Here is a 24792-nt window from a genome sequence, read left to right on the forward strand (position 1 = left end):
ATTCCGCGCCCCCCGGGATCAGGTCCGCAGCAGGCGGGCGATCGCCTTCGTCGCTTCTTCGATCTTCTCGTCGATCTCCTTGCCGCCCTTGAGCGCGGCGTCCGCGACACAGTGCCGCAGGTGCTCCTCAAGCAGTTGCAACGCGAAGGACTGGAGCGCCTTGGTGCTCGCGGAGACCTGGGTGAGTATGTCGATGCAGTAGACGTCCTCGTTCACCAGCCGCTGGAGCCCGCGGACCTGGCCCTCGATCCGGCGCAGCCGCTTGAGGTGCTCGTCCTTCTGCTTGTGGTATCCGTGCACCCCGCGGTCGTGGTCGGTGACCACTTCCGCGGCTGATGCGGCTGATGCGGCAGATATGATGGAAGTGGCCGATTCGGGGGATTCGGAAGGCGCTTTCGGCGTCGCCGCGCCAGTCGTCGCGCCGGCCGCCTCGGTGGTCGTCATCGCGTCCTCCCGTTGTCCTGAAAGGGGGTTTATACCCCTGATGGGTATATGGTAACGAACTTTGCGGGTGGGGCTCGGGGCCCTGTGCTGATCACTGTGCCTGATGCGCGACACTGAAGAACGCCGGTTAGCCGTGGCCGGATGATGCGCCTAGCATCACCCTGACCGATCCCAATGCACCCCGAGGACCCCACGTGCGCTTTCGTCTGACCCCCAGGGAGACGAGCTTCTACGACATGTTCTCCGCGTCCGCGGACAACATCGTCACGGGCTCCAAGCTCCTCATGGAACTGCTCGGAGCGGATTCCTCCGCCCGGGTCGAGATCGCGGAGCGGATGCGGGCAGCGGAGCACGCGGGGGACGATGCCACCCACGCGATCTTCCACCAGCTGAACTCTTCGTTCATCACTCCGTTCGACCGCGAGGACATCTACAACCTCGCCTCGTCGCTCGACGACTGCATGGACTACATGGAAGAGGCCGTCGACCTGGTGGTGCTCTACCAGATCGACGAGCTCCCGAAGGGTGTGGAGCAGCAGATCGAGGTGCTCGTCCGGGCGGCCGAGCTGACCGCCGAGGCCATGCCGCACCTGCGGACCATGACCAACCTCACCGAGTACTGGATCGAGGTCAACCGCCTGGAGAACCAGGCCGACCAGGTCCACCGCAAGCTGCTCGCGCAGTTGTTCAACGGCAAGTACGAGGCCATGGACGTACTGAAGCTGAAGCAGATCGTGGATGTGCTGGAAGAGGCGGCCGATGCTTTCGAGCACGTCGCCAACACGGTCGAGACCATCGCCGTCAAGGAGTCCTGACCCCCGGTGGACACGTTTGCGCTCATCGTGACCATCGGGGTCGCGCTCGGATTCACGTACACCAACGGCTTTCACGACTCCGCGAACGCCATCGCGACTTCCGTCTCCACCCGGGCGCTGACCCCGCGTGCGGCTCTTGCCATGGCCGCCGTGATGAACCTTGCCGGTGCCTTCCTCGGCAGCGGCGTCGCCAAGACCGTCAGTCAAGGCCTGATCGCCACCCCGCACGGCTCCAAGGGGATGAGCATTCTGTTCGCGGCGCTGGTCGGCGCGATCGTGTGGAACCTGGTGACCTGGTATTACGGGCTGCCGTCCTCGTCCTCCCACGCCTTGTTCGGCGGGATGGTGGGCGCGGCGCTCGCGGGCGGGACCGAGGTCATCTGGGACGGCGTCCTGCAGAAGGTCGTCATCCCGATGTTCCTCTCGCCGTTCGTCGGGCTGATCCTCGGCTATCTGGTGATGGTCGCCATCCTGTGGATGTTCCGCAGGTCCAACCCGCACAAGGCCAAGCGCGGCTTCCGTATCGCGCAGACCGTCTCGGCCGCCGCGATGGCGCTCGGCCACGGTCTGCAGGACGCGCAGAAGACGATGGGCATCGTGGTGATGGCCCTGGTCATCGCCGATGTCGAGGGTCAGGGCGACGCGATCCCGGTCTGGGTCAAGATCGCGTGTGCGCTGACGCTTTCGCTCGGTACGTACGCGGGCGGCTGGCGCATCATGCGCACGCTGGGCCGCCGGATCATCGAGCTGGACCCGCCGCAGGGCTTCGCCGCCGAGACCACGGCCGCGTCCGTGATGTACACGGCCTCGTTCATGTTCCACGCGCCGATCTCCACCACGCATGTCATCACCTCCGCGATCATGGGCGTGGGCTCGACCAAGGGCTCGCGCGCGGTGCGCTGGGGTGTCGCCAAGAACATCGTTCTCGGCTGGTTCATCACCATGCCGGCCGCGGGACTTGTGGCGGCGCTGAGCTACTGGCTCGTGCTGCTCGTATTCGGATAGCAGGCAGTTACGCGAACGGGCCCGGCCCCACTCCTGGAACGGAGCGGGGCCGGGCCCTTTGCCTTGCGGTGGCACCGCCATGCAGCACCGCAGGGCAAGCGCGGGGTGGGTCGGCCTAGCCGAAGCGGCCCGAGATGTAGTCCTCGGTGGCCTGCACGGACGGGTTGGAGAAGATCCGCTCAGTGTCGTCCAGCTCGATGAGCTTGCCGGGCTGGCCGACCGCCGAGAGGTTGAAGAAGGCTGTACGGTCCGAGACGCGCGCCGCCTGCTGCATGTTGTGCGTCACGATGACGATCGTGAAGCGCTCCTTCAGCTCGCCGATCAGGTCCTCGATCGCGAGGGTCGAGATCGGGTCCAGCGCCGAGCACGGCTCGTCCATCAGCAGGACCTGCGGCTCGACCGCGATGGCGCGGGCGATGCACAGACGCTGCTGCTGGCCGCCGGAGAGGCCGGAGCCGGGCTTGTTCAGGCGGTCCTTGACCTCGTTCCAGAGGTTGGCGCCCTTGAGGGACTTCTCGACGACGTCGGCCAGGGCGTTCTTCCGGTACGAGCCGTTGAGGCGCAGGCCGGCCGCGACGTTGTCGAAGATCGACATCGTCGGGAACGGGTTGGGGCGCTGGAAGACCATGCCGATCGTGCGGCGCACCGCGACCGGGTCGACGTCCTTGCCGTACAGGTCCTCGTCGTCCAGGAGGACCTTGCCCTCGACCCGGCCGCCAGGCGTGACCTCGTGCATACGGTTGAGGGTGCGCAGGTAGGTGGACTTGCCGCAGCCCGAGGGGCCGATGAAGGCGGTCACCGAGCGGGGCTCGACGGTCATCGAGATGTCGTCGATCGCCTTGTGTGCGCCGTAGTAGGCGCTGAGGCCGCTGATGTCGATTCGCTTTGCCATCGTGGTCACTTCGCTTTCGGTTGGTCGCGTCAGCGACCGGACTTGGGAGCCTTCCAGCGGGCGATGCCGCGAGCCACCAGATTGAGGATCATGACGAAGGCGATCAGGACCAGGGCGGCGGCCCAGGCGCGGTCGTACGACGCCTCGCTGCCGACCCGGTACTGCTCCCAGATGTAGAAGGGGAGCGAGGACTGGGCGCCGTCGAAGGGGTTCGGGTTGATCAGCTGGCTGCCGAAGACCAGCAGCATGATCGGTGCGGTCTCACCTGCGATACGGGCGATGGCGAGCATCACACCGGTGGTGATTCCGCCGACCGCGGTCGGCAGGACGACCTTCAGGATCGTGCGCCACTTCGGTACGCCCAGGGCGAGGGAGGCCTCGCGCAGCTCGTTCGGTACGAGCTTGAGCATCTCCTCGGTGGAGCGGACCACGACCGGGACCATCAGGATGGTCAGGGCCAGGGCGCCCATCAGGCCCGACGGCTGCAGCCCGGCCATCAGCATGATCGACAGGATGAACAGGCCCGCCACGATGGACGGGATGCCGGTCATGACGTCCACGAAGAACGTCACCGCCTTGGCCAGCTTGCCCTTGCCGTACTCCACCAGGTAGATCGCGGTGAGCAGGCCGAGCGGGGCGGCGATGACGGTGGCCAGGCCGACCTGCTCCAGTGTGCCGATCAGCGCGTGATAGACGCCGCCGCCGGTCTCGAAGCCGGGGACGCCGGCCATGGAGTGGGTCAGAAAGTACCCGTTCATGACCTTCATGCCGCGGCTGGCCGTGACCCAGATCAGGGAGAACAGCGGGATGATCGCGAGCAGGAAGCAGACCCATACGACGCTGGTGGCGACCCGGTCCTTGGCCTGCCGCTTACCCTCGACCGCCGAGGCGATCGTGTACGTCAGCACGACGAAGAACAGGGCCGAGACGATGCCCCACTGGACGCGGCTCTGCCAGCCGGCGACGTAACCCAGGCCGCAGCCCAGTACGACGGCGGCGGCGGCGAAGGCGGTGGGTGCCCAGCGGGGGAGGCCCTTGCGGGACAGGCTGACTGTCCGGACGTGGGGCGTCGGGCGCTTGTCCTGGATGGTTGCGTGGCTCATGCGTTGGCCCCCGAGTACTCCTTGCGGCGGGCGATGATCAGGCGGGCCGCGCCGTTGACCAGCAGGGTGAGGAGGAAGAGCACCAGGCCAGAGGCGATCAGGGCGTCGCGCCCGTACTCATTGGCCTCGTCGAACTTCGCGGCGATGTTCTGCGCGAACGTGCCGCCGCCCGGATCCAGCAGATGGCCGGAGATCAGGAAGCTCGGGGACAGGACCGTGGCCACGGCCATCGTCTCGCCCAGTGCGCGGCCCAGGCCCAGCATCGAGGCGCTGATGACGCCCGAGCGGCCGAAGGGCAGCACCGAGATGCGGATGACTTCCCAGCGGGTCGCGCCGAGTGCGAGCGCGGCCTCCTCGTTCATCTTCGGAACCTGGAGGAAGACTTCGCGGCTCACGCTGGTGACGATCGGCAGAATCATGATCGCCAGCAGGATGCCGACGGTGAAGAGGTTGCGGGCCGCGCCCAGCTCCGTCTTCTCGAAGATGTACGTCCAGCCCAGGTACTCGTCCAGCCAGGAGTTCAGGCCGCCGAGGTAGGGCACGAGGAAGAGGGCGCCCCAGATGCCGTAGATGATGCTCGGCACGGCGGCCAGCAGGTCCACGACGTACGCGAGGGGCGAAGCGAGCTTGCGCGGCGCGTAGTGCGAGATGAACAGGGCGATGCCGACAGCGATCGGAACCGCGATGACCATCGCGATGATCGAGCTGACGACGGTGCCGTAGAGCAGGACCGCGATGCCGAAGACCGGCGGGTCGCCGGCCGGGTTCCAGTCGAAGGTGGTGAGGAAGTTGCCCTCGTCCTCCGAGATGGCGAGTACGGCGCGGAAGGTCAGGAAGGCGGCGATCGACGCCATGACCACCAGGAGCAGGATGCCCGAGCCGCGGGACATGGCCAGGAAGACCTTGTCGCCCGCGCGGCCCGTGGACGTACCGCTCGCAGCTTCTATGACTGGTGGAGGCGGAGGGGGAGGCGGTGGCTGTGGCGCCTGCGGGGTGTCCGTGGGAGTGGATGCCATGCGTCTTTCCGGTCTGTGTGGGGGAGCGGGCTCCCCTGGCGGCGGTGCACCGGATGGAGGGTGGCGGCCGGCCCGGTGAGGTGCGATGCCGGGCCGGCCGCCGGTGGTGAGGTGGGTCGGTGGGTCGGTGGGTCAGTTCAGGGAAGTGACCGTCTCGCGGACCTTGGCGTTGATCTCGGCCGGGATCGGGGCGTAGCCGGCGTCCGTGAGGAGCTTCTGGCCGTCGTCACCTGCGGCGTAGGTCAGGAAGGACTTGACCGTGTCCAGCGTCTCGGGGGTGTTGCCCTTGTCGCAGACGACCTCGTACGTCACCAGGACGATCGGGTAGGCGCCCTCGACCTTGGTCGTGTAGTCGAGCTTCAGCGCGAGGTCCTTGCCCTGGCCCGCGATCTTGGCGGCGCCGATGGCCTTCGACGCGTTCTCGGAAGTGGCCTCGACCGGCGCGGCCGCACCCGTGTCGATCTTGAGGGTGGAGATGTCCTGCGAGGTGGCGTACGACAGCTCGAAGTAGCCGATCGCGCCGTCCTCCTGCTTGACCTGCGCGGCGACACCGGCGGAGCCGGAGGCGGCCTGGCCACCGGGGGCCGGCCACTTCTTCTCGGGCTCGTAGGCCCAGTCCGCCTTGGCGGTGGCGCTCAGGTACTTGCCCAGGTTCTGGGTGGTGCCGGAGTCCTCGGAGCGGTGGAAGGCCTGGATCGGCTTGTTCGGGAGCTTGGCGTCGGGGTTGAGCTTGGCGATCGCCTTGTCGTTCCAGTTCTTGATCTTGTTGTTGAAGATCTTGGCGATCGTGGAGGCGTCGAGCTTCAGGTCGTCGACGCCGTCCAGGTTGTAACCGAGGGCCACCGGGCCGCCGACCATCGGCAGGTTGATGCCCTGGCCGCCCTTACAGATCTTCTTCGACTCTTCGACCTCCTCGGGCTTGAGCGCCGAGTCGGAGCCGGCGAAGCCGACCGTGCCCTGGTTGAACGCGACGATGCCTTCGCCCGACGAGGAGGACTTGTAGTTGATCTCCACGCCCGTGCAGCCGGCCATGTAGTTCTTGACCCAGAGGTCCATGGCGTTCTTCTGCGCGCTCGAACCGGACGCGAGCAGCTTGCCCTTGGCGTCGTCACACTTGATGGTCTTGCCGGCGGTCGTCTTCTCGCCGGTGCCACTCGTGGAGGCGCTGTTGTTGTCCGAGCCGCACGCCGTGAGGACCAGGGCGCCGGAGACGGCGAGTGCGCCGAGCGCGGTGGCGCGAAGCCGGTTCTTGCTCTGAAGCTTCACTTTCGGGTGTTCCTTCCAGGAGCCGCCGGGTTTTGTGTCGTGGCGGCGTGCGAGGTGGTTTGGACAGTTCAGCTACGCAGTGGGACGAGCATCTCGCGATGTGCCGCGCACTGTGTAAGTCCGAAATTAGGCAGAACAGGTGAAGCGACCAACGGGGGAGGGTGAACGGGAGGTGAACCGTGACGGTCGGACCGGGGTGTCCGTTTGGGCGGGTGCCGGGTCGGGTGCCGGGCCGGGTGCCGGGTCGGGTGTCTGGAGCGGTGGGTGGGTGGCTCTTGGGGCGCGCGTGCGCCGGGGGCCGGGGTCTCCGGGGGCGGCGTTCGGGACTGCATGATTTAGGCGCTCTGCGGGGGCCTGGGAGGAGTGGCCCGGGTGCTGCCCACAAATCACGCTTTACGTCCCGAACACCACCCCCTCCGACCCCGGCCCCCTCCCGGCGTCGGAGATCCTGACCCCGTTGGAGATCCAGACCCCGTCGGAAGTCCTGACCCCGTTGGGCTCGCTGGCCCCGCTAACCCTGCTGAGCTGGTTGGGCTGGGCTGAGTGGGTTGGGTGGGTGGGCTGGGACGGTCTGGTCAGGTTGTGTGCAGGGACTGGAGGAGTGCGGCCAGGAGTTCGCGGTCTCTGGGCTGGGTCAGGCGGGTGGCTGCGGCCGTGGGGGAGAGCCACAGGATGTGGTCCACCTCGTCGTTCGGGACAAAGGTGCCTGTTGTGGCCTCTGCTGCCCAGTAGTCGACCCGCTTGGGCTGACCGTTCGCGACGTAGTGGGTGGTGGGGAGGCGGGCGCCCGGAGCGGCCTCGTGGCCTGTTTCTTCCCGGACCTCGCGCAGGGCGCATTGGAGTGCGTCCTCGTTGCGCTTGAGTTTGCCCTTCGGGTGCGACCAGTCGTCGTATTTGGGTCGATGTACCAGGCAGATCTCCAGGCCCGTGGTGGAAGAGCGGCGCCACAGCACGCAGCCCGCTGCCAGGACGGTGGGGTCGTGGGTGGGGTGCGTGATGGTCATGGCCGTGCCCAGACCTGCTGGAACGTGAAGCGGGCCGCCTCCACCTGGTGGCGCTGGTCCGCGTGCAGCACGCCCAGGGCGTACGCCGTCGCCGGGGCGATGCGCGGGGTGCGGGCCGCCGACGCGGCTGCGGCAGCGGCCTCCGCCGCGGCCCGGTGGCGGTTGAGGGAGTGGGCCGCCGTGAGGGTGTCGGCGGTGGGGGTCCGGGTCACCTCCTGCGCGTAGCGGTGCAGGCGCAGGAGGAGGCGGACCTGGTGCCAGGGGGCGTCCTGTGCCTCGACGGTGGGTGTGGCGGCCAGGCCGTGGATCAGCGCCTCCGCGTTGTACGGGTGCGCCGCGCGGTTCAGCGGGAGTGTGGCCACCGCGTCGGTCAGGCGCTGCCGTGCCTCGGCGGCGAGCGGGAGCAGGACCTCGTCGGCGGTCGCGGCGGCGGCCGGGCCCAGCGGGGCGTCGGACGCCAGCAGTGCCACCGCGTCGGCGACCGCGTGGAAGCGCGAGGAACCCAGAGCCTGGAGTGCGGCGGAGTGCGCGCGTGTCCTGGCCAGGGTCAGCTGGCGGTCGAGCAGGGCGCCGGCTCGTGCGGCCCCGACGGTCAGGGCTCCGGTGGGGTGGGCGGTGCCTCGGGCGGCCGGTACCGGGGTCGTACCGGAGAGGCGGTTCAGGGCGTCGAGCAGCCGGGCCTGGCGGGCCGCGCAGGAGTGCTCGCGGGCCAGGGTGCCCGACAGCCAGGCCAGCTCCGCGCGCAGCGGATCGGCCCAGTGGGTGTCGGTCAGCGGCCGGAACGTGTGCAGTGTCCCGCTGATCCGCCGTGCCGAGCGCCGCAGCGCACCGGCCGCTTCGAGGGCTGCCTCCCCCTGCGGGTCCTGGCCGCTCTCGCGGTGCAGGCGCAGGCTGCGCAGGAAGTCGGCGGCCCGTTCGTGCAGATAGGGGGAGAGGACCTCACCGGCGGGCCGGTGACCGTTGAACGGGTGGGCCGGGGCCCCGTTCCTGGATGCGGTGTCATGGTGTTGCACGCCGGCGCCTCCGGGCGTCTATGAGCATCTCCTGTACGTGCTGCAGCGGCTGGCCGTCCGCGTCCGTCGCGTGCCGCGTCCAGTTGCCGTCGGCACTGAGGTGCCATGAGGACGTGGCGTCGGACATGCCGGTTTCGAGGAACCGGGTCAGGGCCGCGCGGTGGGCCGGGTCGGTGACCCGGACCAGTGCCTCGATGCGGCGGTCGAGGTTGCGGTGCATCATGTCGGCGCTGCCGAACCACACTTCGGGCTCGCCGCCGTTTCCGAAGGAGAAGATCCGCGAGTGTTCGAGGAAGCGGCCGAGTATCGAGCGGACCCGGATGTTCTCCGAGAGGCCGGTGACCCCGGGCCGTATCGCACAGATGCCGCGTACCCAGATATCGATCGGCACGCCTGCCCTGGCCGCCCGGTAGCAGGCGTCGATGATGGCCTCGTCGACCATCGAGTTGACCTTGATGCGTACGTACGCGGGGTGGCCCGCCCGGTGGTGCGCCACTTCCTTGTTGATGCGGGCGACCAGGCCGTCCCGCAGCGACTTGGGGGCGACCAGCAGGCGGCGGTACGTCTCGCGGCGCGAGTAGCCGGAGAGCCGGTTGAAGAGGTCGGAGAGGTCGGCGCCGACCTGCGGGTCGGCGGTGAGCAGGCCGAGGTCCTCGTAGAGGCGGGCCGTCTTGGGGTGGTAGTTGCCGGTGCCGACGTGGGAGTAGCGGCGGAGGGTCTCGCCCTCCTGACGGACCACCAGGGACAGCTTGCAGTGGGTCTTCAGGCCGACCAGGCCGTAGACGACATGGCAGCCGGACTCCTCCAGCTTGCGCGCCCACTTGATGTTCGCCTGCTCGTCGAAGCGGGCCTTGATCTCGACCAGGACGAGGACCTGCTTGCCCGACTCGGCCGCGTCGATCAGCGCGTCGACTATCGGGGAGTCGCCCGATGTCCGGTACAGCGTCTGCTTGATCGCCAGGACGTCCGGGTCGCCCGCGGCCTGCTCCAGGAAGGCCTGGACGGAGGTGGAGAAGGAGTCGTAGGGGTGGTGGAGGAGTACGTCGCGTTCGCGCAGCGCCGCGAAGATGTCGGGCGCCGACGCCGATTCGACCTCTGCCAGGTCACGGTGGGTGCCCGCGATGAACTTCGGGAACTTCAGCTCGGGGCGGTCGAGCGCGGCTATGCCGAACAGTCCGGTCAGGTCGAGGGGGCCGGGCAGCGGGTACACCTCGGCTTCGGACATCTTCAGCTCGCGGACCAGCAGATCCAGGACGTACGGATCGATGGACTCCTCGACCTCCAGGCGCACCGGCGGCCCGAAGCGGCGCCGCATCAGCTCCTTCTCCAGCGCCTGGAGGAGGTTCTCGGTGTCGTCCTCCTCGACTTCGAGGTCCTCGTTGCGCGTCACCCGGAACATGTGGTGCGCGAGGACTTCCATGCCGGGGAAGAGCTCTTCGAGATGCGCCGCTATGACGTCCTCAAGGGGCACGTAACGCTGCGGGGAGGCCTCCAGGAAGCGGGACAGCAGCGGCGGGACTTTGACGCGGGCGAAGTGGCGGTGGCCGCTGACCGGGTTGCGCACGACCACCGCGAGGTTCAGGGACAGCCCCGAGATGTACGGGAACGGGTGCGCCGGGTCGACCGCGAGGGGGGTCAGCACCGGGAAGATCTGCTGCCGGAAGAGCGTGAAGAGGCGGGCCTGCTCCTTCTCGGTCAGCTCGGGCCAGCGGATGAGGTGGATGCTCGCGTCGGCGAGGGCCGGGGCGATGTCCTGCTGGTAGCAGGCGGCGTGCCGGGCCATGAGCTCACGGGAGCGGGTCCAGATCAGCTCCAGAACCTCGCGGGGCTGCAGGCCGGACGCGGAGCGGGTCGCTACGCCGGTCGCGATGCGGCGCTTCAGGCCGGCCACCCGGACCATGAAGAACTCGTCGAGGTTCGAGGCGAAAATGGCGAGGTATTTGGCCCGTTCGAGGAGGGGCGTGCCGGGGTCCTCGGCCAGTTCGAGCACCCGCTCGTTGAACGCCAGCCAGCTGCGCTCGCGGTCGAGGAAACGCCCCTGGGGCAGCTCCTCGTCGCCCTCGGCATCCTCCACGTACGTATCCAGGTCGGCATCGATGTCAGGATCCAGCGGCACCGGCGACCCGGCCACGGTGTGCGGGCGGTGCGCGGCGATGGAACCGACGGACGGCTGAGCATGCTGGACGGGGACATCGGCGCTCGGCTGCTGGCTCATGGCCCCATTCTTCCGCTTCCAGGTGCCGACAGGCGCGCCGAAGGGGACGGATACGCGGGGCGCTCTCCCGTTGGGGGCGGGTGGCTCGGCGGGCTGCATTCCGTGAGGGTCGCAAGCGCGTCTGAATGGCCGGTAACGGGGACATGACGTCCGGGCGCGGGTGGGGGTGCGTGGGTGGATAGGCGCGGGGCGTGTGCGGGGGCCGCTGCGCGGGCTGTTCCCCTACCCGAACCCGCCCCTTCCCGAACCGGGGGCCAAGCCCCGGACCCCCGGGACGCCATTCGGGCGTGGGTCCGGGGGCGGAGCCCCAGTTGTGGGGGTAGGGGAAAGCGCCGCAGGCGGCCCCTTCCTCAGGAGCTCAGGCGTGGCGGCTGCGCAGCACCCGGAACGCCGCTGCTACCGCCAGCGCCGCGAGCGCCAGCACGATGCCGGTCTCCACCAGCTGGAGGGGCCAGAAGTGCGACTCCGGGTGGTAGTCGCGGTACCAGGCCGTGATGTCGTGGTCCGTCATGCATTGCCCCAGCTCGCCGGCCCGGCTCCAGCACGCGTCCTCGGGGATGCGCGTGCCCGTACCGGTGAGCATGCCCTGTTCGACCGGATATACGGAGTCGGGGGTGGCGGGGGGCATCGGGGCGGTGACCGTCTCGACCGGCCACAGCCGCCCCCGCTGCGAGCTGACCGCGAGCACCAGAGCACCGGCCGTCAGCGCGGCGGCCGACATCGCGGGCACGGTACGGCGCACGGCCACCCCGATGAGGGCGCCCAGCGCCAGCCCCAGCAGCGTGTAGGCGACGGGCACGGTGCCCGTCGCACCGAAGACGATCCGCTCGTACCACTGGGCGGGGTACATGTCATCGGTCGGCGTCGACCGGGCCCAGGAGTGGGCGGCCGACAGCAGCGAGACGCCTGCGACGGACAGGACCGTGGGCACTGCCAGCTTGGCCGCGAACCAGCGTGCGGGGGAGACGGACTGGGTCCAGGCCAGTTTGTACGTACCGCTCTCCAGCTCGCGGGCAATCATCGGGCCCGCGACGTACGCGCCGACCAGGCCAGGCAGGGCGATCATTGCCAGACCCAGGTAGTCGAGCAGTTGAGTAAAGGCCATCGAGTTGTCGAGGTGGCTGCGAACATCGTCAGAGCACTCGCTGGTGGTCATCGAGACCGAGCAGCCGCTCGCCGCGAAGGTTTCCGCGAGGCCGCTCGCCCAACCCTGGTAGCCGATCAGCGCACCGATGCCGGCGAGGGTCAGGGCCGCGAACAGCATGAGCACGCGGCTGTGCTGACGGACCGTCACCCAGTACGGGCCGCGCAGTGCGGTCCGGGCTGCCGTGTTGCTCATGTACTCGCTCCGTATCTGCGGCGCAGCAGCCAGAACGCCGTGGCCACGGCCGCCGCCGTGAGGGCCAGCAGGATGCCGGTCTCGACCAGTTGCATCGGCCAGGCGTGTGACGCGGGGTGCGTGTCCGCGTAATAGGTGACGGCGCCCCGATCCACCATGCACGCCTCCGGGTTCGAGCCCCTGGCGAAGCAGGTGTCCCAGTCGAGCCGCTGGCCGCTGGCTGTGAGCCCACCCATGTCGAGGATCTGCGGGTGGGAGGACGCCGCAGGCAGGGGCACGGGGTTACCGGTGACCGTCTCGACCGGCCACAGGTGGTTGCGCAGAAGGCCGTAGACCGTTGAGTGGACGGCGCCCGTCGCGACCGCCGCCGCACCCATTGCCGGGACCGTACGGCGCACCAGCAGGCCGGTCAGCGTGCCGATTCCCACGCCCAGCACCGCATAGGCGACCGGGATCGGTCCCATCGTCTCGTACGGACTGCCGTACCAGGCCGGGCCGTTGCCCTCAGTGCCCGCCCAGGTGAGCCGGTACGTGGTGACCAGGACGGCCGACGAGGCCACCGCGATCGCCGTGGCCAGGGCGACCCTGACCGCGAGCCAGCGGGTGGCGGTCACCGACTGGGTGAGCAGCATTTTGTACGTGCCGCTCTCCAGCTCGCGCGCGACCATCGGCCCGGCCACGAAGGCCCCGATGAGCAGCGGGAACACCACCGACACGGTGGTGCTGTGCAGCAGGAATGCCGAGAGGCCGCCGCGCGCCATCCCGCTCGGCGTGGTGTCCCCGATCGCGATCCAGCCCTGGAGGAACGCGGACGTGCCTGCCACCGCGATCAGCAGCGCGAACACCATCCACAGTGGGGCGCGGTGCTGGCGTACGACGACCCACTGTGGGCCGCGCAGGAGAGTGTGCGCGCTCATACGGTGGCCTCCGTGAGGGGGAGTGAGAGTGAGTCCGCGCTCGGGGTCAGCAGCGGTGGCGCTCCGGGGGAGCGGAGGTGGGCCAGCAGGAGCTCCTCCAGGGTGGGCTCCAGGGTCTGCCAGGTGTCGCCCACCGGGCCGTCCTGCCTTACCAGCGCGGTGAGTTGGCGGCCTGTCGTGCGGGACTCGACCACCGTGTGCGGGGCGAGGTCGCCGACCGGGCCCGTCAGCAGGGTGTGAGCGGAGATGAGGTCTTCGGTCTCGCCTCCCAGGCGGACCCGGCCGCCGTCGACCAGTAGCAAGTAGTCGCAGGAATGCTCCAGTTCGCCCAGGACATGCGAGGACATCAGGACGGTCGTGCCGTGCTCGGCCGCGTCCGCCATCAGCAGGCCCATCAGTTGGTGCCGGGAGAGAGGGTCGAGGTCGGCCATCGGTTCGTCGAGGAGGAGCAGTTCGGGCCGTTTGCCGAAGGCCAGGGCGAGTGCCAGGCGGCTGCGTTGGCCGCCGGAAAGGTTGCGCACGCGCGCGTGGGGGTCGAGGTTGCCCTCCTCGACGATGCGGTTCGCGAGCTCGTCCTGCCAGCGTGCGGGGTTCAGCTCACGCCCCATCCGCAGGGTGTCCGCGACGCTCAACTGCGGGATCAGCGGCTTCTCCTGGGCGACGAAGGCGATCCGCTCACGCGCCGAGGCCGGGTTGGTGCCCAGGACGCGGATGGTGCCCTCGGTGGGGCGGAGCAGTCCCGCCGCGTGGGCGAGCAGCGTCGTCTTGCCGGCGCCGTTGGGCCCGACGAGCGCGCAGACGCGCCCGACGGGCAGCCGGAAGGAACACTCCCGCAGCGCCCACTTCGCCCGTCGCCGCCCGTAACGGCGGCCCAGTCCCACCGCCTCGATGGCCGTGTCGGTCATGTCCGGTCCCCCTTGAAGCTTTCGTCGATCACGGAAGTGCACAGCGCGGTGACGTCGTCCTTCTCCAGTCCGGCCGTACGGGCCCGGGCCGCCCACGCGACCAGCTCGGCCCGCAACGCGGAGTCCTCGGGCGCCCGGGTGCCGAGGGTGCGCCGGACGAAGGTGCCCATCCCGCGCCGCGCTTCGACCAGGCCTTCGCGCTCCAGCTCGCGGTAGGCCTTGAGCACGGTGTTCGGGTTGATCGCGGTGGCCTCGACGACCTCACGGGCGGTGGGCAGCTGATCACCGGGCTCCAGCAGGCCGAGCCTGAGGGCGTGCTTGGTCTGCTGCACGATCTGGAGGTAGGTGGCGACGCCGGTGCGCCGGTCGATACGGAACTCGACCACGTTGCTTGCACACCCCTTTCACTAGTTAAGTAGTGGAAGAGTGATGCAAGAGAGGGGGCGGTGTCAACCGACTCCGCCCCCAGGGGTGTTGCCGTACGTGGTGCCGTCCTATGACTCCGTGCGGTACATCAGGTCCAGCCCGTGCGTGGTGAAGCCCAGCCGCTCGTACACCGTGACCGCCGCCGTGTTGTCCGCGTCGACGTACAGCATCGCGGTCGGCAGCCCGGCCGCCGCGAGGTGCCGCAGGCCGGTCGCGGTGAGTGCCTTGCCGAGGCCGCCGCCCTGGGCGTCCGGGCGGATCCCGACGACGTACACCTCGCCGAGCTGCTCATCGGCGTGCACCTTCGTCCAGTGGAAGCCGATCAGCTCGCCGGCGCGCTCGGCCAGGAAGAAGCCCTCGGGGTCGAACCACGACTCCGCCTTGCGGTCGTCCAGGTCGCGCTGCGTCAGTGAACCCTGCTCGGGGTGGTGCGCGAACGCCGCCGCGTTCACGGCGAGCCAGGCCGTGTCGTCCTGGCCGGGCACGAAGGTGCGGATGCTCACGTCATCGGGGAGGACGGGCTCGGGGATGTCCAGCGGGCGCAAGGGGCGGCGCAGCTGGCGCAGTTCACGGAAGAGGGTCAGGCCCAGCACCTGCGCCAAGTGCCGCGCGGCGGACTTCCCGCCGTGCGCCCACACCCGCAGCCGCTTCCCCGACGCTTCGAGCACGGCCGACCCGAGCGTCCGCCCGTGCCCCTGCCCGCGATGCGAGGGACGTACGACCAGCTCGGCGGCCGGGGCCTCGACGGGGTCGGTGTCCTCCAGCTGCGCGTAACCGAGCAGCTCTCCCTCGCCCAGCGACAACAGGAAGTGCCTGATGCCCGCACGGTGCCCGCCCCGGAGCTGAAGCCGGCCCTGCTCGGACACAGCGTGTACGCCGTCCTCGCGGGCGGCCTCGGCAAGCAGGCCGAGCACCTGCTGAGCCTGCTCGTCGGTGAGCACGTCGAGGGTCTGGATCTGGCGGCCGGGGGCGGTGGGTGCGGGGTCAGTCGTCATGGGTACGAGCGTACGGCGGCAATTGTGCAGCAAGCTGTTGGCCAAATTGTTCGAGCTGCGTTCGAACCGTTATTGGTCGTCGTCCTGAGTGCGGTGGAGAACCCTGTCCGCGAGGCGGGAGAGGTCGTCGGCACTGGGGAGCTGTGACCTCACCGGCTCGGGCAGCGCCTCGTAGGTGCCGACGGCCATGGGGTGGCGCTGGCTGCGGAGGGAGTACTCCACGACTGGCTGCTTCTTGCTCTCCGCGATCAGGATCCCGATGGTGGGGCCGTCGACGGCCTTGTCGCGGACCAGGTCGTCCACGACTTCGACGTAGAAACCGAGCTGGCCGAAGTGCTGGGGTGCGGCTCTTTGTGTCTTCAGTTCGACGACGACGTAGCAGTGCAGCTTGCAGTGGTAGAAAAGCAGGTCGATACGGAATTCCTCATCACCGACCTGGACCGGGTACTGGCGGCCGACGAAGGCGAACCCCATGCCGAGCTCGGTGAGGAAGGGGATCAGGTTGGCGACGAGTGCGTCTTCGAGGTCCCGTTCGGCGGGTTGGCCGGTCAGCTGAGTGAAGTCGAGCCGGTACGGGTCCTTGATGATCTCCTTGGCGGCTTCGGACTGCTCGGGGATGACTGCGTCGAAGTTGTTGGCGGCGGCACCGTGCGAGAGGTGCAGGACACGGTGGACCGCTGATTCCAGTTCGACGCGGGACCAGCCGTTGCGGACCGCGTGCTGGGCGTAGAAGTCCAGCTCAGGGCGAGTCTTGCACCTGCTCATGAGGATGACGATGTGGCCCCAGGGCAATTGGCCAACAGCTTGCTGGCCAATTGGGTCCGCCCATGTTCGCGCGAACTGCTGCATGTACTTGAGGTTGCTCCGGCTGAAGCCGCGCTGGTTCGGGAATTCGGTGCGCAGCTCGGTCGAGATGCGGTCGATGACCTTGCTGCCCCATTTCTCGCTGCGCTGTCGCGCCAGGATCGTCCGCCCGATCTCCCAGTACATCTGGAGCATCTCGGTGTTGACCTTGAGCTGAGCGCGCATGTGCGCGCCGCGCACGATCGACTTGAGGTCATCGACCATCTGGTAGAAGCCCGGCGGCAGTTCGGATGTCTGAGCGGGCACGACAGGCTTGGCTGTGAGTTCACTGTCCATGGGTACAGGCTTGCGGCACTCACGCGTGCGGTGACGTTCCTGCGCGCATATGTCCGCCATACGGGTGATCCACGCCGAATGCCCCGTTGACGAACTGATGGCAACAAGGTCGTAACCCAGTACCCCCTGTCGCTCTACGCGCGTTGACTTTAAGCTGCCGCTCGCAGCGCCCATCACTTCACGCCAAGTTCACGCCCACCTCTCCACGCTGAACTCACAAGGGGACAGATGTCAGCGAACCCCCGTTCCACCTGTACGCAGCGCACCCCGCGCACCAGTCGCGCGACCCGGCGGATCCTCGCGTCCGCCGCCGGTCTCGCCACCGTCGGTGCGCTCGTCGCCGCGATGCCGGCCGGCGCTCAGGACGGCGGCCGGCAGCACAAGCCGTCGCGGACCGTCGATGTGCAGCTGCTGTCCTTCAATGACCTGCACGGGAACCTGGAGCCCCCGGCGGGCTCGGCCGGCACGGTCAACGAGACGCAGCCCGACGGGACGACGAAGGCGATCCCGGCCGGTGGCGTGGAGTACCTGGCGACCTCGCTGCGCGACGCGCGCGACGGCAACCGGTACTCCGTCACCGCCGCCGCCGGAGACATGGTCGGCGGCAGCCCCCTCCTGTCCGGGCTGTTCCACGACGAGCCGACCATCGAGGCGCTGAACAAGCTCGACCTCGACGTGTCCGCCGTCGGCAACCATGAGTTCGACGAGGGCTCCGCCGAGCTGGCCCGTCTGCAGAACGGCGGCTGCCACCCGGTCGAGGGCTGCTTCGAGAAGGGCAAGAAATTCAAGGGCGCGGACTTCCCGTACCTCGCCGCGAACGTCACCCGTGAGAAGACCGGCAAGCCGATCCTCAAGCCGTACACGGTGTGGAAGAAGAACGGCGTCAAGATCGGCTTCATCGGGGTGACCCTCGAAGGCACCCCGGACATCGTCACGGCCAACGGCGTCAAGGGCCTGAAGTTCCACGACGAGATCGAGACCGTCAACAAGTACGCCAAGGAACTCGACCGCCAGGGCGTCAAGTCGATCGTCGCGCTGATCCACGAGGGCGGCTCGCCGGCCAGCAGCTCGTACAACTACGACTGCGACTCCCCGGGCGCCGGCGACGGCATCTCAGGACCGATCACCGACATCGCCAAGGGCATCACGCCCAAGGTCGACGCGCTGGTCACCGGCCACACCCACCAGGCGTACGTGTGCACCATCCCCGACCCGTCGGGCAAGCCGCGCATGGTCACCTCGGCGTCCTCGTTCGGCAAGGTCTACACCGACACCACGCTGACGTACGACCGCAGGACCAAGGACATCGTCCGTACGTCGGTGAAGTCGTCGAAGTCCGCGAAGTCCGTGAACCACATCGTCAGCCGTGACCAGGCCAAGGCCGCGGACATGACCTCGCTCATCGGCCGCTGGAACGTCCTTGCCGCGCCCGTCGCCAACAGGCCGCAGGGCTTCATCTCCGCCGACATCAACGGCCGCGGCTCCACGGCCCCCGAGAAGCCGCTCGGCGACCTGATCGCCGACGCGCAGCTGGAGGGCCTGGCCCCGGCCGACAAGGGCGGGGCGCAGCTCGCCTTCATGAACCCGGGCGGGATCCGCTCCGACCTGGTCTTCAAGGCGAGCGGCAGTGAGGGCGACGGGGTGGTGACATACGGCGAGGCGTTCACCGTGCAGCCGTTCACCAACATGATGAACGTCGTCGACCTGACCGGCGCCCAGCTGATCACCGCGCTCCAGCAGCAGGTCAGCGGCGGCAACGACGCCTCCCCGAAGGTGCTCCAGGTGTCCAAGGGCTTCACGTACACCCTGGACATGACCAAGCAAGGGGCGGCCCGTATCGACGTCGCTTCGGTGAAGCTGAACGGCGTCGCGCTCGACCCGGCGAAGACCTACCGCGTCGCGATGAACGAGTTCCTCGCGGGTGGCGGCGACGGCTTCGCGGTCTTCAAGGAGCACAAGAACAAGCTGGTCGGCGCCTCCGATCTGGATCTCTTCAATGCCTACCTGGCGGCGAATTCCAGCGCGGCCAAGCCGATCGCACCGCCGGCCGCCGACCGGATCACGGTCGTGAAGTAGAAGTAGTAGTAGAAGTGGGGCGGTATCCGGTCGGTCGGGTACCGCCCCGCCCGCGTCACACCACGTCGGCCGGTGGCGGCGTGGGCGCCCCGGGGAGTCTGATCAGGGCTTCCGTGCCGCCGTCCCCGTCCCGTGGGCGCCGCAGCTCGATCGTGCCGCCCGCGTGCTGGACCGTACGGGCCACGATCGACAGGCCGAGGCCCGAGCCGGGCAGGGCGCGGGCGGACGGGGAGCGCCAGAAGCGGTCGAAGACGAGCGGGAGTTCATCGGCGGGGACGCCCGGCCCGTGGTCGCGGACCGTCAGCTCGCCCCGGCGCAGCGCGACCTCGACGGCGCCGCTCGGCGGGCTGAACTTCACCGCGTTGTCCAGGACATTGACCAGCGCCCGCTCCAGCGTGGCGGGCTCCGCGCGTACGTACCAGGGCGCGAGGTTCGCGGTGATCGTCAGCTCGGGGCCGCGCAGCCTCGCCCGCTCCAGGGCCGCCGCCGCGATCTCGTGCAGTGCGACGACCCGCGGCGGGCTGCCGTGTATGGCCGTGTCCGGCCTTGCCAGCTCCTGCAAGTCGCCGATGAGTGAGGCCAGTTCGGTCATCTGCGCCTTGACCGATGCCATCAGCGCGGCCCGGTCGGTGGGCGGAATGGCCCGGCCCGTCTCGTCGCTGCGGGCCAGCAGTTCCACATTCGTACGCAGCGAGGTCAGCGGAGTGCGCAGCTCGTGCCCCGCGTCGGCGATCAGCTGCGCCTGGCGGTCGCGGGAGCTGGCCAGGGCGCTGGTCATCGCGTTGAAGGACAGGGAAAGGCGGGCGATCTCGTCCTCGCCCTCGACCGGGATGCGTACGGTCAGGTCCTCCGTGCGCGCCACATGCTCGACCGCGTCGGTGAGCCGGTCCACGGGCCTCAGCCCGGTCCTCGCCACCCACAGCCCCGCCGCGCCCGCGCCGAGCACGCCGAGGCCGGCGACGGCGAGCAGGACGAGCGCGAGCTGGTTCAGCGCGCCGTCGACCTCCGCGAGGGGGCGGGAGAACGACACGGTGAGCCCGGTGCCGCTGTCCTGGTGGGTGAAGACGCGGACCGCCTCGCCGGTGTCGGTGACCCCGTCGTGCCAGGCCTGGTCGGCGAGGTGGCGGGCGACATGGGTGTCGGACTCCTGGACCTTGACCGGCGTCGACCCCGGGCCGACGCAGCGGCCGCCGTCCAGGCGCACCAGTTGGACGTACGTCGTGCTGGGCGGGGCGTCCTTGCTGGGCGCCGGGCCCGACTCCTGGCAGTTGGACGCGGCCAGCTCCAGGTAGCCGCGCGATACGGACAGGCTCTCCAGGGAGGAGTCGAGCTGGGAGCGCAGCTGGCTCTCGGTGAGCAGCCAGCAGGCCACCGCGGCCAGGGCGACCGCGACGGTCACGGCGGTGGTGACGAGCAGCGCGAGGCGGGAGCGCAGCGGCAGCGAGGCGAGGCGGCGCAGTGGGCCGCGCCTGCCGGGCTCCGGGGCGGGCTCGGTCGTGTTGTCCGGGTCGCCGGGGTCGTCCGTGCGGCCCGGGTCGTCGTGCGGGACGTGCGTGGTGCTCACTCCGTACCGCCGCCCGTGCGCAGCGCGTACCCCACTCCCCGCACCGTGTGCACGAGGCGTGGCTCGCCGGCCGCCTCCGACTTGCGGCGCAGGTACATCACGTACACATCAAGGGAATTCGAGCTCGGCTCGAAGTCGAAACCCCACACCGCCTTGAGGATCTGCTCGCGCGTCAGGACCTGGCGAGGGTGTGCGAGGAACATCTCCAGGAGCGTGAACTCGGTGCGGGTCAGCTCCACTTGGCGGCTGCCGCGCGTCACCTCGCGGGTCGCGAGGTCCATCCGCAGGTCGGCGAAGGACAGCACGTGGCCGGGCTGGTCATCGCCGCCCGCGCCGTGGGTCGCCGCGTACGAACTGCGCCGCAGCAGGGCTCTGATCCGGGCGAACAGCTCGTCCAGCTCGAACGGCTTCACCAGGTAGTCGTCGGCGCCCGCGTCGAGCCCGGTCACGCGGTCGCCGACCGTGTCGCGGGCGGTCAGCATCAGGATGGGGATGGTGTCGCCGGAGGAGCGGATGCGGCGGGCTGCGGTCAGGCCGTCCATTCGGGGCATCTGGATGTCCAGGACGATCAGATCGGGCTCGTACGCGGCGGTCTTGGCGAGCGCGTCGACGCCGTCGACCGCGACTTCCGTGCTGTAGCCCTCGAAGGCGAGGCTGCGCTGGAGCGCCTCGCGCACGGCGGGTTCGTCGTCGACGATCAGGATGCGCTCGGCGGGGCTGGTCATCGGGGGTCCTCGGCGGTGGGTGGGAGTGCGGGTGGGGGTGCTTGCGGGGTGCACTCAGCGTCGCACGGGGTTGGGCGGGGGCGCCTGCGGCGGGCTTGTTCCCCACCCCGCCCCTTCCCGAACTGGGGGCGAGCCCCCGGACGCCCAGACCCCCGGACGCCCAGACCCCCGGACGCCCAGACCCCCGGACGCCCAGACGCCCTGCGGGCGTGTCCTCAATCGCCGGACGGGCTGGGTTTTCAGGCCGCCCGCAGCTTCGCCAGGTCCGCCTTGACCGTGTCCACCGGGATGGCGAAACCGAGGCCGACGCTGCCCGAGGTGGAGCCCGTGGCCCCGCTCGGGGCGTACATCGCGGAGTTGATGCCGATGATCTCGCCGTTCATGTTGATGAGCGCGCCGCCGGAGTTGCCGGGGTTGAGGGACGCGTCCGTCTGGATCGCCTTGTACGTCGTCTTCGACGACCCCGTGTCCCCGTTGAACTGCTTCCCGCCGAACTCGAACGGCCACTGGCCGCTCCCGTCGCCCTGGCCCTGCTGATCCGGCTGGCCCTGACTCTCGCCCTCGTCCTTCGCCACCGTGACGTCACGGTCGAGCGCGGAGACGATTCCGCTGGTCACGGTCCCGGTCAGGCCCTCGGGCGAGCCGATCGCCACCACCTCGTCGCCGACCTTCACCTGGTCGGAGCTGCCGAGGGACGCCGTCTTGAGGCCGCTCGCGCCTTCGAGCTTGATGAGCGCGAGGTCCTTGTCCGCGTCGGTGCCGACGACCTTCGCCGTGTACGTCTTGCCGTCGCTCAGCTTGACCTTGATGGACGAGGCGCCCGCGACGACGTGGTTGTTGGTGATGATCTCGCCGTCGGCGGTGATGATCACGCCGGAGCCGGTGGAGTCTCCCGCCGAGGACGTCGCGCTGATCTCGACGATGCTCGGGCTCACGGCCTGTGCGACCCCGGCGACCGTGCCCTTGCTGCTCTGCGCGACGTTGGTGCCGGTGACGCCGGTGACGCCGGTGACGCCGGTGACGCCGGTGACGCCGGTGCCGACGCCCTGGTCGCCCTTCGCCAGGTTCTGGACGAGCGCGCCCGTTCCACCGCCTATCGCGGCGGCGGCGAGGGCGACCGCGGCCAGCAGCGCCACGGGCCGCTTGGCCCGCCTGCGGTGGGGAGGGGGTGGGGGCCAGGCAGCCGCCGCCGCACCCGCACCCGCGGCCACCGGCTGCGCGGGTTCGTGGGCGGGCGGCGGCGGATACGCGGCCGAGTACGCCTGCGCGTCCCGCTCCGCATCGTCCCTGGCCCGCTGCCAGGCCTCGTCCGGGTAGGGCTGCTGGTGCTCGGGCTCCGGGTTCTCGCCGCTGCGGCGGTGGCTGTCGGTCATGTCTCAGAGCTTGGCCACCGCGTATGAGAACCGCCTGAGGAGGTGGTGAGAAGCCGCGCAGAAGTGCGTATGCCGGACATAAAGTATGCCGGACATAAGGGGGGTGCGACAGGTGCGTTACGCGCCGTGGCACCCGCAGGACCGGCGTACCACCAGCGCCGACGGGAACTGCTTCAGGCGCTCGCGCCGCGACCCCGCCACCCGCAGCGCGTCGTCGAGGACCAGGTCCACCGCCGCCCGCGCCATCGCCGGACGGTCGGAGAAGACCGTCGTCAGCGGCGGGTCGGTCAGCGCCGCCTCCTTGACGTCGTCGAAGCCGGCCACGGCCAGCTCGCCCGGTACGTCGATGCGCAGCTCGCGCGCCGCCCGCAGCACACCGATCGCCTGGTCGTCCGTGGCGCAGAAGATCGCCGGGGGGCGGTCGGGGCCCGCGAGCAGCCCGAGGGCCACCTGGTACGCGTCGTAGCGGTTGTACGGGGCCTGGAAGAGGCGGCCCTCGGTGGAGCGCCCGGATTCCTGCATCGCGCGGCGCCAGCCCTCGACATGGTCGGCCACCGGGTCGCCGACCGCCGGGGTGGACTCCACGCCGCCGAGGCACGCCACGTACGCGTACCCATGTTCCAGCAGGTGGCGGGTGGCGAGCTGGGCGCCGCCGACGTCGTCCGTCACCACTGCCACATCGTCGATCGCCTCGGGCCGCTCGTGCAGCAGCACCACCCGCGCGTCCCAGGCCTCGATCTCGGCGGCGGCGTGCTCACTCGGGCCCTGGCTGACCAGGATCAGCCCTGACACCCGCATACCGAGGAAGGCCCGCAGATAGTGGACCTCGCGCTCGTCGCGGTAGTCGGAGTTGCCGACGAGGACCATTTTCCCGCGCTCGGCGGCAGCCTGCTCGACGGCGTGCGCCATCTCGGCGAAGAAGGGCTGCCGGGCGTCGGGGACGATCATGCCTATGAGGTCCGTACGCCGCGACGCCATCGCCTGGGCCACCCGGTCCGGCCGGTACCCCAGCTCCTTGATGGCGACGAGCACCCGCTCGCGCGTGGCCGGGGCGACCGGCCGCGGTCCGTTGTTGATGACGTAACTGACGACCGCGGTCGACGTCCCCGCAAGTCGTGCCACATCGTCCCGCGTCACCTTGGCCACGCGCGGCAGTCTACGCGTGGTGACCCAGGGGGTGCCGTTTGGATCAGGCCGGGCTCCGGCCTGATCCAAACGACACCCCCTGCCGGCAGAGAAGCCCTGCGGCTACCGCTCGGCAGGCCGAGCGGCAGCCTGTGCGGCCGAGCCCACGGGCGCTTCGTCCCGGGGGTCCGCGTCCGCCGGCCGGGACGCCGGGGAAACCGGCGGAGCCACCTTCCCGCGGGTATCTCCACCACCCCGGTCGGCCTTCTCCGGTGTCACGAAGCGGTACCCGACATTGCGCACGGTGCCGATCAGCGCCTCGTGCTCGGGCCCGAGCTTCGCGCGCAGCCGCCGCACATGGACGTCGACCGTGCGGGTACCGCCGAAGTAGTCGTAACCCCAGACTTCCTGGAGCAGCTGGGCGCGGGTGAAGACCCGGCCCGGGTGCTGCGCCAGGTACTTGATCAGCTCGAACTCCTTGAAGGTCAGGTCCAGGACCCGCCCCTTGAGTTTCGCGCTGTACGTCGCCTCGTCGACCGAGAGGTCGCCGTTGCGGATCTCCATCGGGCTGTCGTCCGATGCGATCTGCCGGCGGCCCGTCGCGAGGCGCAGCCGCGCCTCGACCTCGGCGGGCCCGGCGGTATCCAGCAGTACGTCGTCGATGCCCCAGTCGGCGGTGACGGCCGCGAGGCCGCCCTCCGTGACGACGAGGATCAGCGGACAGCCGGGTCCGGTGGACCGCAGCAGCTGGCACAGCGACCTGACCTGCGGAAGGTCACGGCGGCCGTCGATCAGGATGATGTCGGCACCGGGGGTGTCGACGAGGGCCGGGCCCTCGGCGGGAGCCACCCGCACACTGTGCAGAAGCAGGCCGAGGGCGGGGAGCACCTCCGACGAGGGCTGAAGGGCATTGGTCAGGAGCAGCAGAGAACTCATCGTCCGCCACCTGCCTTGTTCGGACTGTCATGCACGGTTCGCTCGCCCATTACGTCGGTTCCTCCTCGGTCCCTGCGAGGACGTATACGGCACTGCTTCGTACGTGCGGACCCTTCGCGCCCTGAGGTCCGCCTGTCGTGTCGCGTCTGTCGCGGCTGTCGTGTCTTCCGTCGGCCATAACGGCCAGAAAGCACAAAAGGACCCGGGGGCAACATTGCCCAGGTCCTCTGTCCAGCAGAATAGCCCACCTGGCTTCCGGGCCAGAGGGTCAGTTCCGGAGATCAATTGTCTTCTTGGTCACGCGGCAGCCCCCCCACATACCCCCAAGAGCACCCATGTGTGCAGGTCGCAGCCATGATCGCGACCTGGTGCGGGGGGTGCGGGGGGCTCGCGCCACGGTTGCACGGGGGGCGCACGGAAGCGCGTACGAATGAGATCGCCGCCATGAGCGCCCCTCGGGCGTAGGGGCTCCGGGGCGGAGGCGTCATCATGGAGGCG

At 69.5% G+C, this 24792-nt stretch carries 22 protein-coding genes; 3 read left to right on the forward strand and 19 right to left on the reverse strand.

The window, feature by feature from the left end:
- Positions 1 to 18: 18 nt before the first annotated feature.
- On the reverse strand, positions 19 to 444 hold the full coding sequence (locus tag ABCR94_RS30220) for a metal-sensitive transcriptional regulator (RefSeq protein WP_347123655.1): 426 nt from the start codon (positions 442 to 444) through the stop codon (positions 19 to 21).
- Positions 445 to 638: 194 nt separating this feature from the next.
- On the opposite strand from ABCR94_RS30220, the gene ABCR94_RS30225 reads away from it, so the two are divergent.
- Together ABCR94_RS30225 and ABCR94_RS30230 are read left to right on the forward strand one after the other, a co-directional pair.
- Positions 639 to 1259 (forward strand): DUF47 domain-containing protein, encoded by a 621-nt coding sequence (locus tag ABCR94_RS30225; protein WP_347123657.1) that lies wholly within the window; start codon positions 639 to 641, stop codon positions 1257 to 1259.
- A 6-nt stretch (positions 1260 to 1265) separates the two neighbouring features.
- Positions 1266 to 2264: an inorganic phosphate transporter gene (locus ABCR94_RS30230; protein ID WP_347123659.1), complete on the forward strand. Its 999-nt coding sequence runs from the start codon at positions 1266 to 1268 to the stop codon at positions 2262 to 2264.
- A 115-nt stretch (positions 2265 to 2379) separates the two neighbouring features.
- Here the strand turns inward: ABCR94_RS30230 and pstB are convergent, their stop codons facing one another.
- From pstB to ABCR94_RS30295, 13 genes are all read right to left on the reverse strand, one after another.
- Positions 2380 to 3156 carry a phosphate ABC transporter ATP-binding protein PstB gene (pstB, locus tag ABCR94_RS30235; protein WP_347123660.1) on the reverse strand — a complete coding sequence of 259 codons (777 nt, stop codon included), beginning with the start codon at positions 3154 to 3156 and terminating at the stop codon, positions 2380 to 2382.
- A 29-nt stretch (positions 3157 to 3185) separates the two neighbouring features.
- Positions 3186 to 4259 carry a phosphate ABC transporter permease PstA gene (gene pstA, locus ABCR94_RS30240; protein WP_347123662.1) on the reverse strand — a complete coding sequence of 358 codons (1074 nt, stop codon included), beginning with the start codon at positions 4257 to 4259 and terminating at the stop codon, positions 3186 to 3188.
- Positions 4256 to 5275, reverse strand: coding sequence for a phosphate ABC transporter permease subunit PstC (gene pstC / locus ABCR94_RS30245; RefSeq protein ID WP_521978161.1), 1020 nt, complete (start codon positions 5273 to 5275; stop codon positions 4256 to 4258). Before pstC ends, pstA begins: the two co-directional genes overlap by 4 nt.
- A gap of 132 nt (positions 5276 to 5407) precedes the next feature.
- Positions 5408 to 6541 (reverse strand): phosphate ABC transporter substrate-binding protein PstS, encoded by a 1134-nt coding sequence (gene pstS, locus ABCR94_RS30250; RefSeq protein ID WP_347123664.1) that lies wholly within the window; start codon positions 6539 to 6541, stop codon positions 5408 to 5410.
- A 575-nt stretch (positions 6542 to 7116) separates the two neighbouring features.
- Entirely contained in the window at positions 7117 to 7545 is a 429-nt protein-coding gene (locus tag ABCR94_RS30255) for an NUDIX hydrolase (protein ID WP_347123666.1), read from the reverse strand.
- Complete coding sequence (locus ABCR94_RS30260) at positions 7542 to 8558, reverse strand: CHAD domain-containing protein (protein WP_521978163.1); 1017 nt, start codon at positions 8556 to 8558, stop codon at positions 7542 to 7544. The genes ABCR94_RS30255 and ABCR94_RS30260 overlap by 4 nt, the downstream gene beginning before the upstream one ends.
- A complete protein-coding gene (locus ABCR94_RS30265; protein WP_347123668.1) occupies positions 8545 to 10773 on the reverse strand; it encodes an RNA degradosome polyphosphate kinase in 2229 nt (742 codons plus the stop codon). Before ABCR94_RS30265 ends, ABCR94_RS30260 begins: the two co-directional genes overlap by 14 nt.
- A gap of 358 nt (positions 10774 to 11131) precedes the next feature.
- Positions 11132 to 12112, reverse strand: a complete 981-nt coding sequence (locus ABCR94_RS30270) for an ABC-2 membrane transporter-related protein (protein ID WP_347123670.1) — start codon at positions 12110 to 12112, stop codon at positions 11132 to 11134.
- Complete coding sequence (locus tag ABCR94_RS30275) at positions 12109 to 13029, reverse strand: ABC transporter permease (RefSeq protein WP_347123671.1); 921 nt, start codon at positions 13027 to 13029, stop codon at positions 12109 to 12111. Before ABCR94_RS30275 ends, ABCR94_RS30270 begins: the two co-directional genes overlap by 4 nt.
- Entirely contained in the window at positions 13026 to 13934 is a 909-nt protein-coding gene (locus ABCR94_RS30280) for an ABC transporter ATP-binding protein (protein WP_347123673.1), read from the reverse strand. Before ABCR94_RS30280 ends, ABCR94_RS30275 begins: the two co-directional genes overlap by 4 nt.
- Positions 13931 to 14320, reverse strand: coding sequence for a GntR family transcriptional regulator (locus ABCR94_RS30285; RefSeq protein ID WP_347123674.1), 390 nt, complete (start codon positions 14318 to 14320; stop codon positions 13931 to 13933). Before ABCR94_RS30285 ends, ABCR94_RS30280 begins: the two co-directional genes overlap by 4 nt.
- A 108-nt stretch (positions 14321 to 14428) precedes the next feature.
- A complete protein-coding gene (gene mshD, locus ABCR94_RS30290) occupies positions 14429 to 15355 on the reverse strand; it encodes a mycothiol synthase (RefSeq protein ID WP_347123676.1) in 927 nt (308 codons plus the stop codon).
- A gap of 69 nt (positions 15356 to 15424) precedes the next feature.
- Positions 15425 to 16495, reverse strand: coding sequence for a PDDEXK nuclease domain-containing protein (locus ABCR94_RS30295; protein WP_347123678.1), 1071 nt, complete (start codon positions 16493 to 16495; stop codon positions 15425 to 15427).
- A 228-nt stretch (positions 16496 to 16723) separates the two neighbouring features.
- Here ABCR94_RS30295 and ABCR94_RS30300 point away from each other — a divergent pair, with 228 nt between their 5' ends.
- The gene (locus tag ABCR94_RS30300) at positions 16724 to 18571 is read left to right on the forward strand and encodes a bifunctional metallophosphatase/5'-nucleotidase (protein WP_347123680.1); all 1848 of its coding nucleotides are present in this window, start codon (positions 16724 to 16726) and stop codon (positions 18569 to 18571) included.
- Positions 18572 to 18626: 55 nt separating this feature from the next.
- Here ABCR94_RS30300 and ABCR94_RS30305 read toward each other — a convergent pair whose 3' ends face one another.
- The 5 genes from ABCR94_RS30305 to ABCR94_RS30325 all read right to left on the reverse strand — a co-directional run bounded on the left by ABCR94_RS30305 (position 18627) and on the right by ABCR94_RS30325 (position 24294).
- Positions 18627 to 20030 carry a sensor histidine kinase gene (locus ABCR94_RS30305; RefSeq protein WP_347124046.1) on the reverse strand — a complete coding sequence of 468 codons (1404 nt, stop codon included), beginning with the start codon at positions 20028 to 20030 and terminating at the stop codon, positions 18627 to 18629.
- 101 nt (positions 20031 to 20131) lie between these two features.
- A complete protein-coding gene (locus ABCR94_RS30310) occupies positions 20132 to 20860 on the reverse strand; it encodes a response regulator transcription factor (RefSeq protein WP_347123682.1) in 729 nt (242 codons plus the stop codon).
- 239 nt (positions 20861 to 21099) lie between these two features.
- Positions 21100 to 22233 carry a S1C family serine protease gene (locus ABCR94_RS30315; RefSeq protein WP_347123684.1) on the reverse strand — a complete coding sequence of 378 codons (1134 nt, stop codon included), beginning with the start codon at positions 22231 to 22233 and terminating at the stop codon, positions 21100 to 21102.
- 117 nt (positions 22234 to 22350) lie between these two features.
- Positions 22351 to 23379 carry a LacI family DNA-binding transcriptional regulator gene (locus tag ABCR94_RS30320; RefSeq protein ID WP_283522492.1) on the reverse strand — a complete coding sequence of 343 codons (1029 nt, stop codon included), beginning with the start codon at positions 23377 to 23379 and terminating at the stop codon, positions 22351 to 22353.
- A 102-nt stretch (positions 23380 to 23481) separates the two neighbouring features.
- Positions 23482 to 24294 carry a response regulator transcription factor gene (locus ABCR94_RS30325; protein ID WP_347123686.1) on the reverse strand — a complete coding sequence of 271 codons (813 nt, stop codon included), beginning with the start codon at positions 24292 to 24294 and terminating at the stop codon, positions 23482 to 23484.
- Positions 24295 to 24792 lie beyond the last annotated feature (498 nt).

Origin of the sequence: Streptomyces changchenzhani, assembly GCF_039766235.1 — a bacterium.
In the GTDB taxonomy this organism is placed as follows: domain Bacteria; phylum Actinomycetota; class Actinomycetes; order Streptomycetales; family Streptomycetaceae; genus Streptomyces.